Origin of the sequence: Variovorax pasteuri (assembly GCF_051216435.1) — a bacterium.
Classification (GTDB): domain Bacteria; phylum Pseudomonadota; class Gammaproteobacteria; order Burkholderiales; family Burkholderiaceae_C; genus Variovorax.
The window spans coordinates 551518-569503 of record NZ_JBPJZS010000003.1 but is presented as its reverse complement, the minus strand read 5'-3'; the positions used below and the strand labels follow the sequence as shown (position 1 = coordinate 569503).

Here is a 17986-nt window from a genome sequence, read left to right as displayed (position 1 = left end):
AGGGCGATGCTAGCATGGTGCGCTGCACCATGCAGGGCCGCGGGCCGCCCCGGGCTTGATGCAAACAGGGCCAAAGGGGTTTCCCCGATTGGAAGAAACCCGTGGTCCGTGCGCCAATGTGACGCGGCTGTGTCACGCACATGCCCTAGCATCCGCGCTTTCTCTTTTCCCTTCAGGAGTCTTCATGCGATTCAAGACGCTCGCGCTGGCATCGGCGCTGGCCGCGACCACGCTGTTCAACGTGGCACACGCCCAGACCGAAATCCAGTGGTGGCATTCCATGACCGCCGTCAACAACGAGTGGGTCAACGACCTGGCCAAGCAGTTCAACGAGAGCCAGAAGGAATACAAGATCGTCCCGACCTTCAAGGGCACGTACGACGAATCCATGACGGCCTCCATCGCGGCCTTCCGCGCCGGGAACGCACCGCACATCCTGCAGGTGTTCGAAGTGGGCACCGCCACCATGATGGCCAGCAAGGGCGCGATCATTCCCGTCGGCCAGGTCATGAAGGACGCTGGCGAGAAGTTCGACCCGGCCGCCTACATCCCCGCCGTGGCCGGTTACTACACCGCCCCCAACGGCCAGATGCTGAGCTTCCCGTTCAACAGCTCGACCACCATCTTCTATTTCAACAAGGACGCCTTCAAGGCGGCCGGCCTGCCGACCGACAAGGCCCCCTCGACCTGGCCCGAAGTGGTGGCCGCGGCCGCCAAGCTCAAGGCCAGCGGCCACAAGTGCCCGTTCACCACCGCCTGGCAGAACTGGACGCAGGTCGAGAGCTTCTCGGCCTGGCACAACGTGGAGTTCGCGAGCAAGGCCAACGGCCTGCAGGGCCTGGACGCACGGCTGAAGGTGAATTCGCCGCTGCACCAGCGCCACATCGAGAACCTGGCCAGCATGGCCAAGCAGGGCCTGTTCGTCTACAAGGGCCGCGGCAACGTGCCTGAAGCCTCGTTCGTGTCGGGCGAGTGCGCCATGATCAACACGTCGTCGGGCTTCTACGGCAACGTGGCCAAGAACGCCAAGTTCGCCTACGGCCTGGCTCCCCTGCCCTACTACCCGGACGTGCCCGGCGCACCGCAGAACACCGTGATCGGCGGCGCCAGCCTGTGGGTCATGTCGGGCAAGAAGGCCGCCGAGTACAAGGGCGTGGCCAAGTTCTTCAGCTTCATCTCGACGCCTGAAGTGCAGTCCGCCAGCCACAAGCGCACGGGCTACCTGCCCGTGACCACGGCGTCGTACAAGCTCACCGAAGACTCGGGTTTCTACAAGCAGAATCCCGGCACCGACGTGGCCGTGACGCAGATGATCCGCAAGGTCACCGACAAGAGCCGCGGCATCCGCCTGGGCAACTACGTGCAGATCCGCGCCATCGAGGACGAAGAGCTGGAACAGGTCTGGAGCGGCAAGAAGACGGCCAAGGAAGCCCTGGACGCCATCGTGACCCGCGGCAACGAGCAGCTCGAACGCTTCCAGAAAGCAAACAAAAGCTAACGATTGAAGTTCGGGCCTCCGTGTCCGGCTAATATCGCCCGCCCGCGTCCACTCTTGTAGAAGAGTGGACCCGGCGGGATTTTTTATGTAGAGGGGTACGAGGGGCTCATGGAAAAACGCGTCTTCTTTCGCTCGGGCTGGTTGCCCTGGCTGCTGCTGACACCGCAAATGGCGGTGATCCTGGTGTTTTTCTTCTGGCCGGCGGGGCAGGCCGTGCTGCAGTCGCTGCAGCAGCAAGACGCGTTCGGCACATCGGTCGAGTTCGTCGGGTTCGACAACTTCAGGCACTTGTGGGGCGACTCGAGCTACGCCGAGTCGTTCAAGACGACGGCCGTGTTCTCGGTGCTGGTGGCCAGCATCGGCATCAGCCTGTCGCTCGTGCTGGCCGTGTTCGCCGACCGCATCACGCGCGGCGGCACCTTCTACAAGACCATGCTGATCGTGCCGTACGCCGTGGCGCCCGCCGTGGCGGCCGTGCTGTGGGTCTTCATGTTCTCGCCCTCGCTGGGCGTGGTGGCCTATGCGCTGGGCAAGATCGGCATCAACTGGAACCACCTGCTCGACTCCGGCCACGCCATGACGCTGATCGTCATGGCCTCGGTGTGGAAGCAGATTTCCTACAACTTCCTGTTCTTCCTGGCCGGCCTGCAGTCGATTCCGAAGTCGCTGATCGAGGCCGCCGCCATCGACGGCGCGCGCCCGTGGCGCCGGTTCTGGACGGTGCAGTTCCCGCTGCTGTCGCCCACCACGTTCTTCCTGCTGGTGATCAACGTGGTCTACGCCTTCTTCGACACCTTCGCGATCGTCGATGCGGCCACCCAGGGCGGCCCGGGCCAGGACACCACCATCCTGGTCTACAAGGTCTACCACGACGGCTTCAAGAGCCTGGACCTCGGCGGTTCGGCCGCCCAGTCGGTCGTGCTGATGGTGATCGTGGTGGCGCTGACCGTCATCCAGTTCCGCTACGTCGAGAAGAAGGTTCAGTACTGAAGATGAAACAACAACAGAAAACCCCAACCGGCGGAGCGCGACATGGTTGAACGACGCGGCACCCAGGGCATCCTGGCCCATGTGGTGATGATCCTCGGCGTCCTGATCGTCGCCTTCCCGCTGTACCTGGCGTTCGTGGCTTCCACGCACACCGCGCAGGAGATCGTGCAGGCGCCCATGCCGCTGCTGCCCGGCTCGAACATGATCGACAGCTACAAGGGCGCGCTCTTCGGGCGCGAGAACAGCGCGGGCTCCAACGCCCCGGTGGCGCACATGATGTGGGTGAGCTTCGTGACGGCCATGGTGATCGCCATCGGCAAGATCTCGATCTCGCTGCTGTCGGCCTTCGCCATCGTGTATTTCCGCTTCCCGTTCAAGAAGATCTGCTTCTGGGCCATCTTCGTGACGCTGATGCTGCCAGTGGAGGTGCGCATCCTGCCGACCTACAAGGTGCTGTCGGACCTGAACATGCTGAACTCGTACGCGGGCCTGACGGTGCCGCTGATCGCGTCGGCCACGGCGACCTTCCTGTTCCGCCAGTTCTTCCTGACCGTGCCGGACGAGCTCACCGAAGCCTCTCGCATGGACGGCGCGAGCCCCATGCGCTTTTTCTTCGATGTGCTGCTGCCGTTGTCGAAGACCTCGATTGCGGCGCTGTTCGTGATCCAGTTCATCTACGGCTGGAACCAGTACCTGTGGCCGCTGCTCGCGACCACGAGCGAAGACATGTACCCCGTGGTGGTCGGCATCAAGCGAATGATTGCCGGCGGCGACGGACAGAACGAATGGAACGTCGTGATGGCCACCGCCATTCTCGCGATGCTGCCACCCGCGCTGGTGGTGATCCTGATGCAAAAGTGGTTCGTCAAGGGCCTCGTGGACACTGAAAAATAACTATGGCTGCTCTCTCTCTTCGCAACGTCATCAAGCGCTACGGCCACGGGCCGAAAGCCAACCAGGTCATCCACGGCGTTAGCGCCGAGATCGCCGACCATGAATTCATCGTGATCGTGGGCCCCTCGGGCTGCGGCAAGTCGACGCTGCTGCGCATGGTGGCCGGCCTGGAAGAAATTTCCGCCGGCGAGATTGCCATCGGCAACAAGGTCGTCAACCAGCTCGAACCCTCCGAGCGCGACATCGCCATGGTGTTCCAGAACTACGCGCTCTACCCGCACATGAGCGTGTTCGCGAACATGGCCTACGGCCTGAAGATCGCCAAGGTGCCGGTGCCCGAGATCAAGGTGCGGGTCGACAAGGCCGCCAAGATCCTCGAACTCGGCCACCTGCTGGAGCGCAAGCCGCGCGAACTCTCCGGCGGCCAGCGCCAGCGCGTGGCCATGGGCCGCGCCATCGTGCGCCAGCCGCAGGTGTTTCTGTTCGACGAACCGCTGTCCAACCTGGACGCCAAGCTGCGCGCGCAAACGCGCCTGGAAATCCAGAAGCTGCACCGCGAGCTCGGCATCACCTCGCTGTTCGTCACGCACGACCAGGTCGAGGCCATGACGCTGGCGCAACGCATCATCGTGATGAACGGCGGCGTGATGGACCAGTTCGCCACGCCCGAGGAGGTGTACAACCGCCCCGCCACCACCTTCGTGGCCAGCTTCATCGGCTCGCCGCCGATGAACCTGCTCAGGCAGGCGCCGGGCGTGCGCCCGGGCCAGATCCTGGGCATCCGCCCCGAGCACATGAAGCTCGACGAAAGCGGCTGGACGGTGCAGGTCGAGCAGGTCGAGCTGCTGGGCGCCGAGCGCCTGGTGTACGGCCGCATCGGCGAGGAACAGATCATCATGCGCACCGATGAGGGCGACCGTCCGCCCGTGCCGGGCGACACCGTGAAGATCGCGGCGCGCGAAGAAAAACTGCACTGGTTCGACGCCGGTTCGGGCAAGCGCGCGGACTGAGCGATGGCTTTGTCTACACCCTGGCCCTACCCCCGCTGGGTGGCCCACCGCGGCGCCGGCAAGCTGGCGCCCGAGAACACGCTCGCGGCGTTCCGCCTCGGCGCCTCGCACGGCTACCGCATGTTCGAGTGCGACGCCAAGCTCAGCGCCGATGGCGTGCCGTTCCTGATGCATGACGACAAGCTCGATCGCACCACCGGCGGCAAGGGCACCGGCGGCGCCCAACCCTGGAGCGCGCTGTCGCAACTGGACGCGGGCAGCTGGCACTCGCCCGCCTACGCAGGCGAGCCCTTGCCCACGCTGGAGAACCTCGCACGCTTCTGCCTGGCGAACGACCATCTGCTCAACATCGAGATCAAGCCCACGCCCGGCACCGAGCGCCAGACCGGCGAAGTGGTCGCACAGCAGGCCGCGCGGTGGTGGCAAGGCGCGGGCGTCCCGCCGCTGCTGACCTCCTTCAAGGTCGAGTCGCTCGAAGGCGCGCAGGCCGCGCAACCCGAGCTGCCGCGCGGGCTGCTGCTCGACACCCTGTGGGCCGGCTGGCTCGAAGCCGCGCAACGGCTGGGCTGCGTGGCCATCGTGTGCAAGCACACGCTGTGGGACGCGGCCGTGGTCGCGCTGGTGCACGGCGCGGGCATGCGCGCGCTGAGCTACACCGTCAACGAGGAGGCGCACGCGCAGCGGCTCATCACGCTGGGCACCGACGGCATCATCACCGACCGGGTCGACCTCTTCAGCCCGGCCGGCTGAGGCGCACGTCTCTTACAGGCGCTTACCTCGTGGCCGCTTCTATGATGCGGCCATGAAACGGACCTCTCGCCTGGCGAGCTACTGCCTCGCCACCCTGCTGGCCCTGTCGATGTGCGGCCTTGCGCTGGCACAGCCCGACGCCAGCATGAACGCCGGCAGCGGCAACCCCAACAACGGCGCCAACACCGCCACGGTGGCGGCCCCGGCGCCCACGGTGGCGGAATTGCGCACGCAGTTCAACAAGATCACGACCGAGGCGGCCCGCAGCGACGGCACCGACGAAGACCCGCGCAAGCAGCTCGGGCTGATCAACGACATCGGCGCGCAGGCCGACAAGTTCGTGGCCGCGCGCACCAGCGACCTCGCCGACCTCAACGCACGGCTGGGCGAACTCGGCAACGCGCCCGGCGCCGGCGCCACCGAAGACCCCGACATCACCCGCCAGCGCGCCAGCCTGACCAAGGAGCGCAATGCGCTCGACGCGGACATCCGGCTCGCCAAGCTGCTGTCCATCGACGTGCGCCAGCGCGGCGCCGACCTCGTCACGCAGCGGCGCGAGCTGTTCGAGGCCCAGCTCACCGAGCGCGCGGCCTCGCCGCTCACCGGCGCCTTCTGGAACGCCCTGCGAGAGGCCTGGCCCGAAGACATGGAGCGGCTGCAGGCCATGGGCTCGGCGCTCGACGACGGCTTTGCGCAGGCGCTGGCGCCCGCGTCGCGCACGCTGGTGATCGCCACGCTGATCGGCGCGCTGTTGCTCGCTTTCGGGGGCATCTGGGGTGCCGAGCACGCGCTCACGCGCCTGGCGATGCGGGTGCTGCCTGCCGGACGGCTGCGGCGCTCGTTGCTGGTGATTGCCATCGTGGCGAGCCACATTCTGCTGGTGGCGGTGGCCGCGCACGGCTTCGTGGAAGTGCTCAAGGCCCACGCCACATGGGACGCGCAGGCGCGCAAGGCGCTGCAATCGACCGCGCAGGCGCTGACGTTCATGGCCTTCGTCATCGGCCTGGGCCGCGCGCTGCTGGCCACCTCCCGCCCTTCGTGGCGGTTGCCGCCCATTCCGGACGCCACGGCCAGCAAGCTCGCCGTGCTGCCCTGGCTGGTGGCGCTGGTGGCGGCGCTGGCCTGGACGCCGGCCGAGATCAATGCGCTGGTCGACGCCAGCTTTGCAGCCGTGGTGGCCACGCACGTGCTGACGGCGCTCGTCCTCACCGCGCTGGTAGGCACCGTGATCTACCGGCTCAAGGCGCTGCGCGCCAACGCGCCGGAGGCCGGCCTGCCCGAGCGGCCGATGTGGGTCGGCCTGCTGGTGGCGCTGATCGGCGTGCTGATGATCGCCATCTGGGTGCTGGTGGCCCTGGGCTATGTGGCGCTGGGCAGCTTCCTGGCCTCGCAGCTGACCTGGACCGGCATCGTGGCTGCGGCCTTCTACGTGCTGTTCAAGTTCGCCGACGACGTGTTCACGGCCGTGGTGTCGTCGCGCAGCGCCTTCGGCCAGAAGCTGCAGAAGAGCTTCGGGCTCGCGCCGCAGACGCTGGACCAGGCAGCCACGGTGCTCTCGGGCATCAGCCGGGTGGCGCTGTTCGTGTACATGCTGATCGCGCTGGCCGCGCCCCTGGGCACTTCGCCGGGCGAGGTATTCCAGCGCAGCGGCAAACTGGGCTCCGGCGTGAAGGTGGGCGAATTCCAGCTGGTGCCGGGCGCCATCCTGAGCGCCCTTGCGGTGGCGGTCATCGGGTTCATCGTGCTGCGGGTGTTCAAGCGCTGGCTCGAGCGCAGCTACCTGCCCAACACGCAGCTCGAGCCGGGCATGCAGAGCTCCATCACCACGCTGCTGGGCTACGTGGGCGGCATCCTGGTGGTTGCCTTCACGCTCTCGGCGATGGGCATCGGCATCGAGCGCATCGCGTGGGTGGCGAGCGCGCTGTCGGTGGGCATCGGCTTCGGCCTGCAGGCGATCGTGCAGAACTTCATCTCGGGCCTGATCCTGCTGGCCGAACAGCCGGTGAAGGTGGGCGACTGGGTGGTGCTGGGCACGGCCGAGGGGGACGTGCGGCGCATCAACGTGCGGGCCACGGAAATCGTGCTGGGCGACCGATCGACGCTGATCGTGCCGAACTCGGAGTTCATCACCAAGACCGTGCGCAACATGACGCTGTCCAACGCCGAGGGCCGCGTGCTGATCCGCCTGCCGATGCCGCTGACCACCGACGCGCAGCGCGTGCGCGAACTGATCCTGACAGCCTGCAGGGCGCACGAAGGCGTGCTGGAAACGCCGGCGCCCTCGCTCACCCTCGAAGGCATCGAGAACGGGCTGCTGATCTTTCAGGCCATCGCCTACGTGGCGAGCCCCCGGCTGGCGGGCGGCGTGCGCAGCGACCTGCTGTTCGTGATCCTCGACGAGCTGAAGAAGGCCTCGCTGCCGCTGGCGGTTCCGACGATGGTGATGGCGGCGACGGCGGCCGCGCCGGAGCCGCTGGCCACGCCCACCGTGCCTTCTTCGACGGCATCTCCGATTCCGGGCGTGCAAGGTTGAAAAGCGGCGCTGAAACCCTGGGCGCGTCTGGGGCCCTTGTCGTGCGTGCCATGCACGTGCACGACCTCGACGCGGTGCTGGCGATCCAGCTGGCCTGCTACGGCGCGGGGTTCGTGGAGGACGGCGCGTTGATCGCGCGCCGTCTCGCGGCCGCACCGCACACGGGCTGGGTGGTGGAACACGGGGGTGGGGTGCGGGCCTATCTGACGGGCTACCCGTCGGTGGTCGGCAAGCTGACGCCGCTGCATGGCGAGTTCGAGGTGGCCGCCGCGGCCGATACGCTGTACCTGCACGACCTGGCCGTGCACCCCGAAGCCTCGGGGCTGGGCCTCGGGCCGCGGCTGGTGCGCCATGCCTGGGCCCATGCGGCGCAGGCCGGCTGGCGGCATTCGACCCTGGTGTCGGTGCAGTCTTCGGTGGGTTTTTGGCAGCGCCAGGGCTATGGGGCCGGGCAACCCGCCGGCCCCGACCAGCAGGCCCGGCTCGCCACCTACCCTGGCGATTCGGTCTACATGGTCCGACCGCTGGACTGAGCGGCTGTCAGCGGCGCCAACCGCGCATCGCCAGCCACTGCACCGTGCCGCAGACCGCCACCAGCGCGGCATAGGTCACCATCGTCCCGTCGCGACCGGACACCACGAGGCCGGCCAGCAGCACGGCGACACCCGCCAGGAAAGTGAATGCGCATTGCACCCACCAGCGCGGCACGCCGGCGCGCCGGTCACCCAGGAAACGCCCGGCCAAGACCAGCACCAGGGCCAGGAAAGCCGCGGGTGCCACAAAATTGAGCAGGTGATTCAGGAGGGCCAGCAGGTCCATCGGGAGGGGGTGAGCATGCCTCGGGTCATGCGGGCAGTGTTATGGCTGTCATAGGGAAAGCCATTTGTCCCTGCGCAAGCCGGGCGCGGCTGCTGATTTTATAATCACGCGCATGTCAGTCTGGGCTCTCGGCTTGAACCACACGACCGCGCCGCTCGATCTGCGCGGTCGTTTCGCGTTCGCGCTCGATCAGATCGCCCCCACGCTGCAGAGTTTGCGCAGCTCTTTCGGCACCGGCCGCCACCCCCAGGTCGAAGCCGCGATCATCTCCACCTGCAACCGCACCGAGATCTACTGTGCCTCGGAGCACGTCGCGCTCGACCACACCTTCGGCTGGCTGGCGCAAAGCGGCGGCGTGGCCCCGGCCCTGCTGCGCTCGCATGCCTACACCCTGCATGACGACGAGGCTGCGCGCCATGCCTTCCGCGTGGCCAGCGGGCTCGACTCCATGGTGCTGGGCGAGGCGCAGATCCTCGGCCAGATGAAGGACGCCGTGCGCGCGGCCGAAACCGCCGGCGCGCTCGGCAGCACGCTCAACCAGCTGTTCCAGCGCTCGTTCGCGGTGGCGAAAGAAGTGCGTACCGCCACCGAGATCGGCGCCCACTCCATCAGCATGGCCGCCGCCGCGGTGCGCCTGGCCGGCCAGCTCTTCGAAGACCTGCGCAAGACGCGCGTGCTGTTCGTCGGCGCCGGCGAAATGATCGACCTCGCGGCCACGCACTTCGCGGCCAGGGAACCCAAGTCGATCGCCATTGCCAACCGCACGCTCGAACGCGGCGAAAAGCTGGCCTCGCGCTTCGGCGGCGAAGCCATGCGGCTGGCCGACCTGCCCGCGCGGCTGGCCGAGTTCGACATCGTCGTGAGCTGCACCGCCAGCACGCTGCCGATCATCGGCCTGGGCGCCGTGGAGCGCGCGCTCAAGGCGCGCAAGCACCGCCCGATGTTCATGGTCGACCTGGCCGTGCCGCGCGACATCGAGCCCGAAGTGAAGGCGCTCGAAGACATCTATCTCTACACGGTGGACGACCTCGCCCAGGTGGTGCAGCAGGGCCAGGCGAATCGCCAGGCCGCCGTGGCGCAGGCCGAGGTGATCATCGACGCGGGCGTCCAGAGCTTCATGCACTGGCTGGACCAGCGCGGCACCGTGCCGCTGATCCAGCAGCTCAACGCGCAGGCCGACGAATGGCGCGCCGCCGAGATGGCGCGCGCGCGCAAGCTGCTGGCCAAGGGCGAATCGGTCGAGGCCGTGCTCGAAGCCATGTCGCGCGGGCTCACCCAGAAGATGATGCACGGCGCCATGGCCGAACTGCACGCGGGCGACGCCGCCTCGCGCGAGCAGACGGCGCAGACCATCTCGCGCCTGTTCCTGCGCAAAGAGCGTTAGCGACGCGGCTCACCGCCCGGCCCCTTGGCCGCAGCTTTCATGCGCCCTGCGATCGCACGGCCGCAATCCCTCATTTTTTCCGAGTCCCTTCCGCCGTGAAATCCTTTCTGCGCCATCAACTCGAACGCTACGTCCAGCGCCTGGGCGAACTCGACTTCCTGCTCTCGCGCGAAGACATCATGAGCGACATGGCGCAGTACCGCACCATCTCGCGAGAGCACGCCGAGATCACGCAGATCGCCGGCCGCTACGAGCGCTACAGGCAGCGCGAGGCCGACATCGCCGGTGCGAAGGAGATGCTCGACGACCCCGACATGGCCGAGATGGCGAAGGAAGAAATTTCGGGCGCCGAAGCCGAGCTGCTCCAGCTCGAAGAGGAACTGCAGCGCCTGCTGCTGCCCAAGGACCCGGACGACGCGCGCAACGCCTTCATGGAAATCCGCGCCGGCACCGGCGGCGACGAGTCGGCCCTGTTCGCAGGCGACCTGCTGCGCATGTACACGCGCTACTGCGAGCGCGTCGGCCTGCGCTGCGAGGTCGTGAGCGAGAGCGCGAGCGAGCTCGGCGGCTACAAGGAAGTGGTGATCCGCATCGTCGGCGACGACGTCTTCGGCAAGCTGCGCTTCGAATCCGGCGGCCACCGCGTGCAGCGCGTGCCGGCGACCGAGACGCAAGGCCGCATCCACACCAGCGCCTGCACCGTCGCCGTGCTGGCCGAGCCCGACGAGACCGTGGCGGTGCAGATCAACCCGGCCGACCTGCGCATCGACACCTACCGCGCAAGCGGCGCGGGCGGACAGCACATCAACAAGACCGACTCGGCCGTGCGCATCACGCACATCCCGACCGGCATCGTGGCCGAGTGCCAGGACGACCGCAGCCAGCACCGCAACAAGGCCAAGGCGCTGCAGGTGCTGTCGGCGCGCATCCAGGAAAAGGACCGCAGCGAGCGCGCCGCCAAGGACGCGGCCATGCGCAAGGGGCTCATCGGCAGCGGCGACCGCTCCGACCGCATTCGCACGTACAACTTTCCGCAGGGGCGGCTCACCGACCACCGCATCAACCTCACGCTCTACAAGCTGCTGGCCATCATGGAAGGCGACCTGGGCGACGTACTGGACGCCCTGCGCGCCGCGCGCGAAGCCGAGCAGCTGGCCGAGCTGGAATCGAGCCTGCCGGCGTGATGAGCACCGAAAACCCGTTGCCCTCGACCGTGGCGCAGGCGCTCGCGGCGGGCGTCGCGCTGGGCGTGGACCGGCTCGACGCACAGCTGCTGCTGCTGCACGCCCTGGGCCGCGCCCCGCACGACCGCGCCTGGCTGCTCGCGCACGACACCGATGCAATGCCCGGTGCCGCGTGGTCCGCGCTGGCCGCACAGCTGTCGCGCCGCCTGGCGGGCGAGCCGGTGGCCTACCTGCTGGGCGAAAAAGAATTCCACGGCCTCGACCTGCGGGTCGATGCGCGCGTGCTGGTGCCCCGCCCGGACACCGAGACACTGGTCGAATGGGCCCTGCAGTGCCTGGAAGGCCGCGCCGCGCCGCGCGTGCTTGACCTGGGCACGGGCAGCGGCGCGATCGCGCTGGCCCTGCAGCACGCCCGCCCCGACGCACAGGTCGATGCGGTCGATGCCAGCGCCGACGCGCTTGCGGTGGCGCTGGCCAATGCCCAGCGCCTCGGCCTGCCGGTGCGCTTCGCCCAGGCGAACTGGCTCGATGGCGCCGGCAGCGGCTACACGGTCATCGCCAGCAACCCGCCGTACATCGCCGCCGGCGACCCGCACCTGCCCGCCTTGCGCCACGAGCCGGTTTCGGCGCTGGTGGCGGGCGCCGACGGCCTCGACGACATCCGCCGGATCGTGCAGCACGCCCCCGATCACCTCGCACAAGACGGCTGGCTGCTGCTCGAACACGGCCACGACCAGGCCTCGGCGGTGCGGCAGCTGCTCGCCGAGCGCGGTTTTGCTGACGTGCAAAGCCGCGACGACCTTGCCGGCATCCCGCGCTGCTCAGGCGGAATCTGGCGCGCGGTGAAATAATCCCCTCAGCCCACTTTTCAGGAGTTCCCCATGTCCGACGCTCAGCAACGCATCGACGATCTCGTCAAAACCAACGAACTCGTGCTCTTCATGAAGGGGAATGCGAGTTTCCCGATGTGCGGTTTCTCGGGCCGCGCCATCCAGATCCTGAAGGCGGTCGGCGTCGACACCAAGGCGCTCAAGACCGTCAACGTGCTCGAAGACGACGGCATCCGCCAGGGCATCAAGGAATACAGCAACTGGCCCACCATTCCGCAGCTGTACGTGAAGGGCGAGTTCATCGGCGGCTCGGACATCATGATGGAGATGTACGAATCCGGTGAGCTGCAGCAGGTGGTGAACGGCAGCCCCGCCTGATTTCACGAAGGCTGCAATGAGCCACGATCACGGCCATTCGCACACCCACGACGACCATCAGGTCGATTCGGCCGAACCGGCCTGGAAGCACGACGGCGTGCGCGTGGTCGCGGCCAACCAGCTCGACGTCAACACCGCGCAGACGCCCGGCATGAACCGGGCGGCGGCCATCAACTTCGCGCGCGTCGGCGCACAGAAGTTGTGGGCCGGCACGGTGACCATCCACGCCGATGCCAAGACCGGCGCCCACCACCACGGCCACCTCGAATCGGTGATCTACGTGGTGCGCGGTCGGGCCCGCATGCGCTGGGGCGAGAAGCTCGAGTTCACGGCAGAGGCCGGACCCGGTGACTTCATCTACGTGCCGCCTTTCGTGCCGCACCAGGAAATCAACGCGAGCGCGACAGAGTCGCTCGAGTGCGTGCTGTGCCGCAGCGATGGCGAAGCGGTGGCTGTCAATCTCGACATCGAGCCCGTCGAAAAGCCGGAATCGGTGCTGTGGGTCGACCCCACGCACCCGCACGGCGGCGTCTGAGCGCTTTTCCCGGGCCGAGTCATGGCACCATGGCGCTCTTCGCCGTGCCACCATGAACCTGACCCAAAGCCTGCTCATCATCGTCTTGCTGATCGCGTTGAGCGCGTTCTTCTCCCTTGCCGAAATCACGCTGGCCGCCTCGCGCCGCCTGCGCCTGCGCCAGATGGCCGACGAAGGCGACCCGCGGGCGGAAAAGGTGCTGCGGGTGCAGGAGCAGCCAGGCCACTACTTCACCGTGGTACAGATCGGCCTCAACGCGGTGGCCATCCTGGGCGGCGTGGTCGGCGAGGGCTCGCTCAGCCCCTACTTCGCAGGCTTCTTCGAGCGCTGGCTGAGCGTCGAAGCGTCAGCCAACGTGGCCTTTCTCTGCTCGTTCGTGATCGTCATCGCGGTGTTCCTGGTGTTCGCCGACCTGTTCCCCAAGCGCCTGGGCATGAGCAATCCCGAACAGCTCGCGGTGCGCATGGTCGGGCCGATGCAGGTGCTCATCACCACCTTCAAGCCGCTGGTGTGGTTCTTCACCCGCTCGACCGACATGCTCTTCAAGCTGCTGGGCATGCCGCTGGTTCGCGACGACAAGATCACCTCGGCCGACATCCTGGCCATGACCGAGGCCGGCGCACGTGCGGGCGTGCTCGCGGTGCGCGAGCAGCAGGTGATCGCCAATGTGTTCGAGCTAGAAACGCGCCTGGTGAGCAGCGTGATGACGGCGCGCGAGAGCATCGCCTGGTTCCTGCACGACGACCCCGAGTCGGTGCTGCGTGCGCGCATCGTGGCCGAGCCCTTCTCGGCGTATCCGGTGTGCGACGGCGACATCGACCACGTGCTGGGCTATGTGGATGCGAAGGACATGTTCCAGCGCGTGCTCAGCGGCCAGCCGCTGGCCTTCGACCAGGGGCTGCCGCTGCACAAGGCGCTGGTCATTCCCGACCGGCTCTCGCTGACCGAGGTGCTCGAGCAGTTCCAGCAGGCGCATGAAGACTTCGCGATCATCGTCAACGAGTACAGCCTGGTGGTGGGCGTGATCACGCTCAACGACGTGATGAGCACGGTGATGGGCGACCTGGTGACGATGCCCGACGAAGAGCAGATCGTGCGACGCGACGAGAACTCATGGCTCATCGACGGCATCACGCCCATCCAGGACGTGCAGCGCGCGCTGCACATCGACGAACTGCCGCATGCCGAGGAGTACGAGACGCTTGCGGGCTTCCTGATGGTGATGCTGCGCCGCGTGCCCAAGCGCACCGACAACGTGACCTGGGGCGGCTACACCTTCGAGGTGATGGACGTGGACAGCTACCGCATCGACCAGGTGATGGTCACGAAGGGCTCGGGCACCGCGAAGGCGCCGGCAGCCTGACAGGCTCCACAGGTTTCAGGCCGCCGAGCGGTCCTTGTCCTTCTCGCGCTCGCGTTCCTTGTCGTTGAACGCCCAGAGCCGCTGGTTCGCGAACACCGCGTTCGGGTACGGCGACTTGCCACGGCTGCCGTTGTAGCGGCCCAGCGTCATGTAGAGGTCGCCGTTTTCGCGGTCGAGGTAGTGGCGCAGGATCACGCAGCCGAAACGCAGGTTGGTCTGCATGTGGAAGAGCTTGGCCGAATCGCTGTCGCCGATCACGCGCGTCCAGAACGGCATGACCTGCATGTAGCCGCGCGCCCCGGCGCTCGACACCGCGAACTTGCGGAAATTGCTCTCGACCTGAACCAGCCCAAGCACCAGGCTCACCTCCAGCCCGGAGCGCTTGGCCTCGTACCACGCGGTCTGCAGGAATTCGATGCGCGACGGCGCATCGGCCACCTTCTTCTTGAGCCGTTCGCTCATCTCGCCGAGCCAGCGCAGGTACGCCAGGCGAGCCTCGGTGTTCGCGAACTGGGGAACCGGGGGCGCCTTGTTGTGGATGGCCGAACTCAGCGCGGTGCGCACCGAGTCGATGAGCGGCTCCTCGATCTGCGCGCCGGCCAGGGCGGTCCGCGGCAGCGACAGCACCGTCAGGGCGCCCGCGCTCACGGCGGCGCCCAGGCACTGGCGCCGCGAGAGGCCGCCCTCAAGGCTCATGCAGCGAGCTTGCCGGTGATGAAGTCGGCGATGCCGGCCGACGGCACCTTGGTGGCTGCGGTGTCGCGGCGGTGCTGGTATTCGAGCTGGCCCTCTTTCAGGCCGCGGTCGGAGATGACCACGCGGTGCGGCACACCGATGAGTTCCCAGTCGGCGAACATCGCGCCAGGGCGCTCGCCGCGGTCGTCGAGCAGCACGTCGACACCCTTGGCGAGCAGGTCTTCGTAAAGCGCCTCGGCGGCGGTCTTGACCTCCGCGCTGCGGTCCATGCCGATCGGGCAGACCACCACGGTGAACGGGGCGATGGCGTCGGGCCAGATGATGCCGCGCTCGTCGTGGTTCTGCTCGATGGCGGCGGCAGGCAGGCGCGTGATGCCGATGCCGTAGCAGCCCATCTCGAGAAACTGCGGCTTGCCGCCCTCGTCGAGATAGGTGGCATTCATGTCCTTGCTGTACTTGGTGCCGAGCACGAACACGTGGCCCACTTCGATGCCGCGCTCGATGGCCAGCACGCCCTTGCCGTCGGGCGAGGCGTCGCCGGCGACCACGTTGCGCAGGTCGGCCACGAGTTCGGGCTCGGGCAGGTCGCGGCCCCAGTTGACGCCGGTCATGTGGAAGTCGACCTCGTTGGCGCCCGTGATCCAGTCGGCCATGACGGCCACCTCGCGGTCGGCCACCAGCTTGACCGGCTTCTTCAGGTTCAGCGGCCCGAGGTAGCCGGGCTTGCAGCCGAAATGCTCGTCGATTTCGGCCAGGTTGGCGAAGCGGAAGCCCTTGTCCAGGCCCGGCAGCTTGCCGACCTTGATCTCGTTCATCTCGTGGTCGCCGCGCAGCAGCAGCAACCAGACCTGCGCGCCCTTGATGTTGCCGGCGGCGTCGACGATGTCGGTGGCCAGCACGAGCGACTTCACGGTGGTGGACAGCGGCACGCCGAGCAGCACGGCGACGTCCTCGCAGGTGCTCTTGGCCGGCGTGGCGGTCTTCTCGAGCGCCTTGGCGGCGGCGGGGCGCGGGCCGGCCGGTGCCAGCGCCTCGGCCTTTTCCATGTTGGCGGCGTAGTTGCTGTCGGGGCAGTAGACGATGGCGTCCTCGCCGGTCGCGGCGATCACCTGGAACTCTTCGCTCAGGTCGCCGCCGATGGCGCCGCTGTCGGCAGCCACGGCGCGGTAGCGCAGGCCGAAGCGATCGAAGATGTTGCGGTAGGCCTGCGCCATGACCTGGTAGCTGGCCTTGGCGGCATCGAGGTCGCGGTCGAAGCTGTAGGCGTCCTTCATGATGAACTCGCGTCCGCGCATGAGGCCGAAGCGCGGACGGCGCTCGTCGCGGAACTTGGTCTGGATCTGGTAGAAATTCCTGGGCAGCTGCTTGTAGCTGCGGATTTCCTGGCGCGCGATGTCGGTCACCACCTCTTCGCTGGTGGGCTGGATCACGAAGTCGCGGTCATGCCGGTCCTTGATGCGCAGCAGCTCGGGGCCCATCTTCTCGAAGCGGCCGGTCTCTTGCCAGAGCTCGGCCGGCTGCACGACGGGCATCGCCATCTCGACGGCACCGGCGCGGTTCATTTCCTCGCGCACGATGGCCTCGACCTTTCGGATCACGCGCAGGCCCATGGGCATGTATGTGTAGATGCCGGTGCCGAGCTTCTTGATCATGCCGGCACGCGTCATGAGCCGGTGGCTCGCGACCTCGGCGTCAGCGGGCGCTTCCTTGAGGGTGGAGACAAAAAATCGGGAAGCTTTCATCGGGATCGTTCGGATGGATTCGCTGGACTCGAAAGTGGGAAGTGGGGGACTGCTCCCCCGGAGAGACCCTGAGAGCCTGGCATCGGCAGCTTGCCGGGGACACCCCGGCATGCATAATCGACTCAGTTCAAAAATTGGGGTTTGATTATGCTCGACCGGGACGGCTTCAGGCCCAACGTCGGCATCATCCTGCTCAACCAGAGAAACCAGGTTTTCTGGGGCAAGCGCATACGTACGCATTCCTGGCAGTTTCCGCAAGGCGGCATAGACCGCGGCGAAAGTCCCGAGCAAGCCATGTTCCGGGAACTGCACGAGGAGGTGGGTCTCCATCCGGAGCATGTGCGCATCGTTGCCCGTACCCGTGACTGGTTGCGCTACGAGGTGCCGGATCGGTTCATCCGCCGTGACGCACGGGGCCACTACAAAGGCCAGAAGCAAATCTGGTATTTGCTGCAACTTGTCGGTCACGACTGGGATCTGAACCTGCGTGCCACCGACCATCCCGAATTCGACGCTTGGCGCTGGCACGACTACTGGGTGCCGCTCGACGTGGTCGTCGAGTTCAAGCGCGGCGTCTACGAGATGGCGCTCACCGAGCTTGCTCGCTACCTGCCACGGCAGGATTTCCGAAATCGCTTCCTGCGCAGCAACGTGCGTGCTCGAGAGTTCGAGCGCCATTCGCTGGACGCCGGGGCGCCCCCCGGACTGGACCTGCCGCCCGGCGGCAGTTTCGATCCGCATCCCGACATTCCTTCCGCGAGCGATGAACCTCCTTCCCACCACAAAGCGCCCTTCCTTCCGACGCAACGCTGAACGGGTGCTTCTGCTTGCCTGCTTCGGCATCCTGGCTGGATGCGCATCGGGTCAATACGACACGGACAACCCCGATTGGGCCCAGTCGGGGATGCCGCTGCCGCCCAAGCGCTACGGCACCGAGAAAGAGTGGCAAGAAACCGCCGTGCCGCCGCCGCCGGCTTTCAGCGAAAACCGCCTGCTGCACATCCAGATGCCGCCGTACATGAGCCTGACGTTCGGTGTAGACCCCAGCACGATCGTCATCACGGACGACGGCATCGTGCGCTACGTGGTGGTGGCGCACAACCGCAGCGGAAGTGCAGTCAATGCCTTCTACGAGGGCGTGCGCTGTTCGACAGCCGAAATGAAGAGCTATGCGCGCTTCAACAACGGCATCTGGCAAGAGACGACGGCGCCGGAGTGGAAGCAGATCAACGCCATGAACTCCAGCTATACCCGTGCGCTGTCGACCCAGGCACTGTGCCGCGGCAATGCGCCGCGCTCCTCGGTGGGAGAAATGGTCCAGAACATCCGCAACCCGATTCGGGAAGTGCAGTAAAACGCGCTGCGCCGCGTCAATGAAAA

18 protein-coding genes are annotated in these 17986 nt (G+C 66.9%); 15 read left to right on the top strand and 3 right to left on the bottom strand.

The annotated features are described in order from the left end of the window. The first annotated feature begins 184 nt into the window (after positions 1–184). The 7 genes from ugpB to ACSFBM_RS16245 all read left to right on the top strand — a co-directional run bounded on the left by ugpB (position 185) and on the right by ACSFBM_RS16245 (position 8208). A complete protein-coding gene (gene ugpB / locus ACSFBM_RS16275) occupies positions 185–1498 on the top strand; it encodes a sn-glycerol-3-phosphate ABC transporter substrate-binding protein UgpB (RefSeq protein WP_435437257.1) in 1314 nt (437 codons plus the stop codon). Positions 1499–1606: 108 nt separating this feature from the next. Then, positions 1607–2488: a sn-glycerol-3-phosphate ABC transporter permease UgpA gene (gene ugpA, locus ACSFBM_RS16270; RefSeq protein WP_435485246.1), complete on the top strand. Its 882-nt coding sequence runs from the start codon at positions 1607–1609 to the stop codon at positions 2486–2488. 42 nt (positions 2489–2530) lie between these two features. Continuing rightward, a complete protein-coding gene (ugpE, locus tag ACSFBM_RS16265) occupies positions 2531–3382 on the top strand; it encodes a sn-glycerol-3-phosphate ABC transporter permease UgpE (RefSeq protein ID WP_435437255.1) in 852 nt (283 codons plus the stop codon). Positions 3383–3384: 2 nt separating this feature from the next. Further along, entirely contained in the window at positions 3385–4392 is a 1008-nt protein-coding gene (gene ugpC, locus ACSFBM_RS16260; protein ID WP_435437254.1) for a sn-glycerol-3-phosphate ABC transporter ATP-binding protein UgpC, read from the top strand. 3 nt (positions 4393–4395) lie between these two features. Beyond that, on the top strand, positions 4396–5142 hold the full coding sequence (gene ugpQ / locus ACSFBM_RS16255; RefSeq protein WP_435485245.1) for a glycerophosphodiester phosphodiesterase: 747 nt from the start codon (positions 4396–4398) through the stop codon (positions 5140–5142). 52 nt (positions 5143–5194) lie between these two features. Beyond that, positions 5195–7675: a DUF3772 domain-containing protein gene (locus ACSFBM_RS16250; protein WP_435485244.1), complete on the top strand. Its 2481-nt coding sequence runs from the start codon at positions 5195–5197 to the stop codon at positions 7673–7675. A 50-nt stretch (positions 7676–7725) separates the two neighbouring features. Next, positions 7726–8208, top strand: a complete 483-nt coding sequence (locus ACSFBM_RS16245; RefSeq protein WP_435485243.1) for a GNAT family N-acetyltransferase — start codon at positions 7726–7728, stop codon at positions 8206–8208. Between the two features lie 7 nt (positions 8209–8215). Here the strand turns inward: ACSFBM_RS16245 and ACSFBM_RS16240 are convergent, their stop codons facing one another. Then, the gene (locus ACSFBM_RS16240; protein ID WP_435485242.1) at positions 8216–8494 is read right to left on the bottom strand and encodes a hypothetical protein; all 279 of its coding nucleotides are present in this window, start codon (positions 8492–8494) and stop codon (positions 8216–8218) included. Between the two features lie 112 nt (positions 8495–8606). Between ACSFBM_RS16240 and hemA the strand changes: the two genes are divergently transcribed. The 6 genes from hemA (at position 8607) to paeA (ending at position 14168) form a co-directional block, all read left to right on the top strand. Further along, positions 8607–9878, top strand: coding sequence for a glutamyl-tRNA reductase (gene hemA / locus ACSFBM_RS16235; protein ID WP_435485241.1), 1272 nt, complete (start codon positions 8607–8609; stop codon positions 9876–9878). Positions 9879–9973: 95 nt separating this feature from the next. Next, positions 9974–11062, top strand: a complete 1089-nt coding sequence (gene prfA / locus ACSFBM_RS16230; RefSeq protein ID WP_435485240.1) for a peptide chain release factor 1 — start codon at positions 9974–9976, stop codon at positions 11060–11062. Then, positions 11062–11913 carry a peptide chain release factor N(5)-glutamine methyltransferase gene (prmC, locus tag ACSFBM_RS16225; RefSeq protein WP_435485239.1) on the top strand — a complete coding sequence of 284 codons (852 nt, stop codon included), beginning with the start codon at positions 11062–11064 and terminating at the stop codon, positions 11911–11913. Before prfA ends, prmC begins: the two co-directional genes overlap by 1 nt. A gap of 30 nt (positions 11914–11943) precedes the next feature. Beyond that, on the top strand, positions 11944–12270 hold the full coding sequence (grxD, locus tag ACSFBM_RS16220) for a Grx4 family monothiol glutaredoxin (RefSeq protein WP_093134857.1): 327 nt from the start codon (positions 11944–11946) through the stop codon (positions 12268–12270). Between the two features lie 16 nt (positions 12271–12286). After that, positions 12287–12805 carry a cupin domain-containing protein gene (locus ACSFBM_RS16215; RefSeq protein WP_435485238.1) on the top strand — a complete coding sequence of 173 codons (519 nt, stop codon included), beginning with the start codon at positions 12287–12289 and terminating at the stop codon, positions 12803–12805. Between the two features lie 52 nt (positions 12806–12857). Continuing rightward, positions 12858–14168, top strand: a complete 1311-nt coding sequence (gene paeA, locus ACSFBM_RS16210; RefSeq protein ID WP_435485237.1) for a polyamine export protein PaeA — start codon at positions 12858–12860, stop codon at positions 14166–14168. Positions 14169–14183: 15 nt separating this feature from the next. Here paeA and ACSFBM_RS16205 read toward each other — a convergent pair whose 3' ends face one another. After that, a complete protein-coding gene (locus ACSFBM_RS16205; protein WP_435485236.1) occupies positions 14184–14864 on the bottom strand; it encodes a lytic transglycosylase domain-containing protein in 681 nt (226 codons plus the stop codon). Then, positions 14861–16606 carry a proline--tRNA ligase gene (locus tag ACSFBM_RS16200; protein WP_435485235.1) on the bottom strand — a complete coding sequence of 582 codons (1746 nt, stop codon included), beginning with the start codon at positions 16604–16606 and terminating at the stop codon, positions 14861–14863. The genes ACSFBM_RS16205 and ACSFBM_RS16200 overlap by 4 nt, the downstream gene beginning before the upstream one ends. A gap of 147 nt (positions 16607–16753) precedes the next feature. Here ACSFBM_RS16200 and ACSFBM_RS16195 point away from each other — a divergent pair, with 147 nt between their 5' ends. After that, positions 16754–17419: an RNA pyrophosphohydrolase gene (locus ACSFBM_RS16195; RefSeq protein ID WP_435437289.1), complete on the top strand. Its 666-nt coding sequence runs from the start codon at positions 16754–16756 to the stop codon at positions 17417–17419. Beyond that, positions 17370–17960: a CNP1-like family protein gene (locus ACSFBM_RS16190; RefSeq protein ID WP_435485234.1), complete on the top strand. Its 591-nt coding sequence runs from the start codon at positions 17370–17372 to the stop codon at positions 17958–17960. The genes ACSFBM_RS16195 and ACSFBM_RS16190 overlap by 50 nt, the downstream gene beginning before the upstream one ends. Positions 17961–17986 lie beyond the last annotated feature (26 nt).

Excerpts from the sequence above, each read along its gene's own strand:
- prmC (WP_435485239.1), top strand. The coding sequence starts at position 11,062 with ATGAGCACCGAAAACCCGTTGCCCTCGACCGTGGCGCAGGCGCTCGCG.
- ACSFBM_RS16190 (WP_435485234.1), top strand. The coding sequence starts at position 17,370 with ATGAACCTCCTTCCCACCACAAAGCGCCCTTCCTTCCGACGCAACGCT.
- paeA (WP_435485237.1), top strand. The coding sequence starts at position 12,858 with ATGAACCTGACCCAAAGCCTGCTCATCATCGTCTTGCTGATCGCGTTG.
- ugpE (WP_435437255.1), top strand. The coding sequence starts at position 2,531 with ATGGTTGAACGACGCGGCACCCAGGGCATCCTGGCCCATGTGGTGATG.
- ACSFBM_RS16245 (WP_435485243.1), top strand. The coding sequence starts at position 7,726 with ATGCACGTGCACGACCTCGACGCGGTGCTGGCGATCCAGCTGGCCTGC.
- ugpQ (WP_435485245.1), top strand. The coding sequence starts at position 4,396 with ATGGCTTTGTCTACACCCTGGCCCTACCCCCGCTGGGTGGCCCACCGC.
- ugpC (WP_435437254.1), top strand. The coding sequence starts at position 3,385 with ATGGCTGCTCTCTCTCTTCGCAACGTCATCAAGCGCTACGGCCACGGG.
- ACSFBM_RS16250 (WP_435485244.1), top strand. The coding sequence starts at position 5,195 with ATGAAACGGACCTCTCGCCTGGCGAGCTACTGCCTCGCCACCCTGCTG.
- ACSFBM_RS16195 (WP_435437289.1), top strand. The coding sequence starts at position 16,754 with ATGCTCGACCGGGACGGCTTCAGGCCCAACGTCGGCATCATCCTGCTC.
- ACSFBM_RS16240 (WP_435485242.1), bottom strand. The coding sequence starts at position 8,494 with ATGGACCTGCTGGCCCTCCTGAATCACCTGCTCAATTTTGTGGCACCC.
- ugpB (WP_435437257.1), top strand. The coding sequence starts at position 185 with ATGCGATTCAAGACGCTCGCGCTGGCATCGGCGCTGGCCGCGACCACG.
- ACSFBM_RS16215 (WP_435485238.1), top strand. The coding sequence starts at position 12,287 with ATGAGCCACGATCACGGCCATTCGCACACCCACGACGACCATCAGGTC.
- grxD (WP_093134857.1), top strand. The coding sequence starts at position 11,944 with ATGTCCGACGCTCAGCAACGCATCGACGATCTCGTCAAAACCAACGAA.
- ACSFBM_RS16205 (WP_435485236.1), bottom strand. The coding sequence starts at position 14,864 with ATGAGCCTTGAGGGCGGCCTCTCGCGGCGCCAGTGCCTGGGCGCCGCC.
- ugpA (WP_435485246.1), top strand. The coding sequence starts at position 1,607 with ATGGAAAAACGCGTCTTCTTTCGCTCGGGCTGGTTGCCCTGGCTGCTG.
- ACSFBM_RS16200 (WP_435485235.1), bottom strand. The coding sequence starts at position 16,606 with ATGAAAGCTTCCCGATTTTTTGTCTCCACCCTCAAGGAAGCGCCCGCT.
- hemA (WP_435485241.1), top strand. The coding sequence starts at position 8,607 with ATGTCAGTCTGGGCTCTCGGCTTGAACCACACGACCGCGCCGCTCGAT.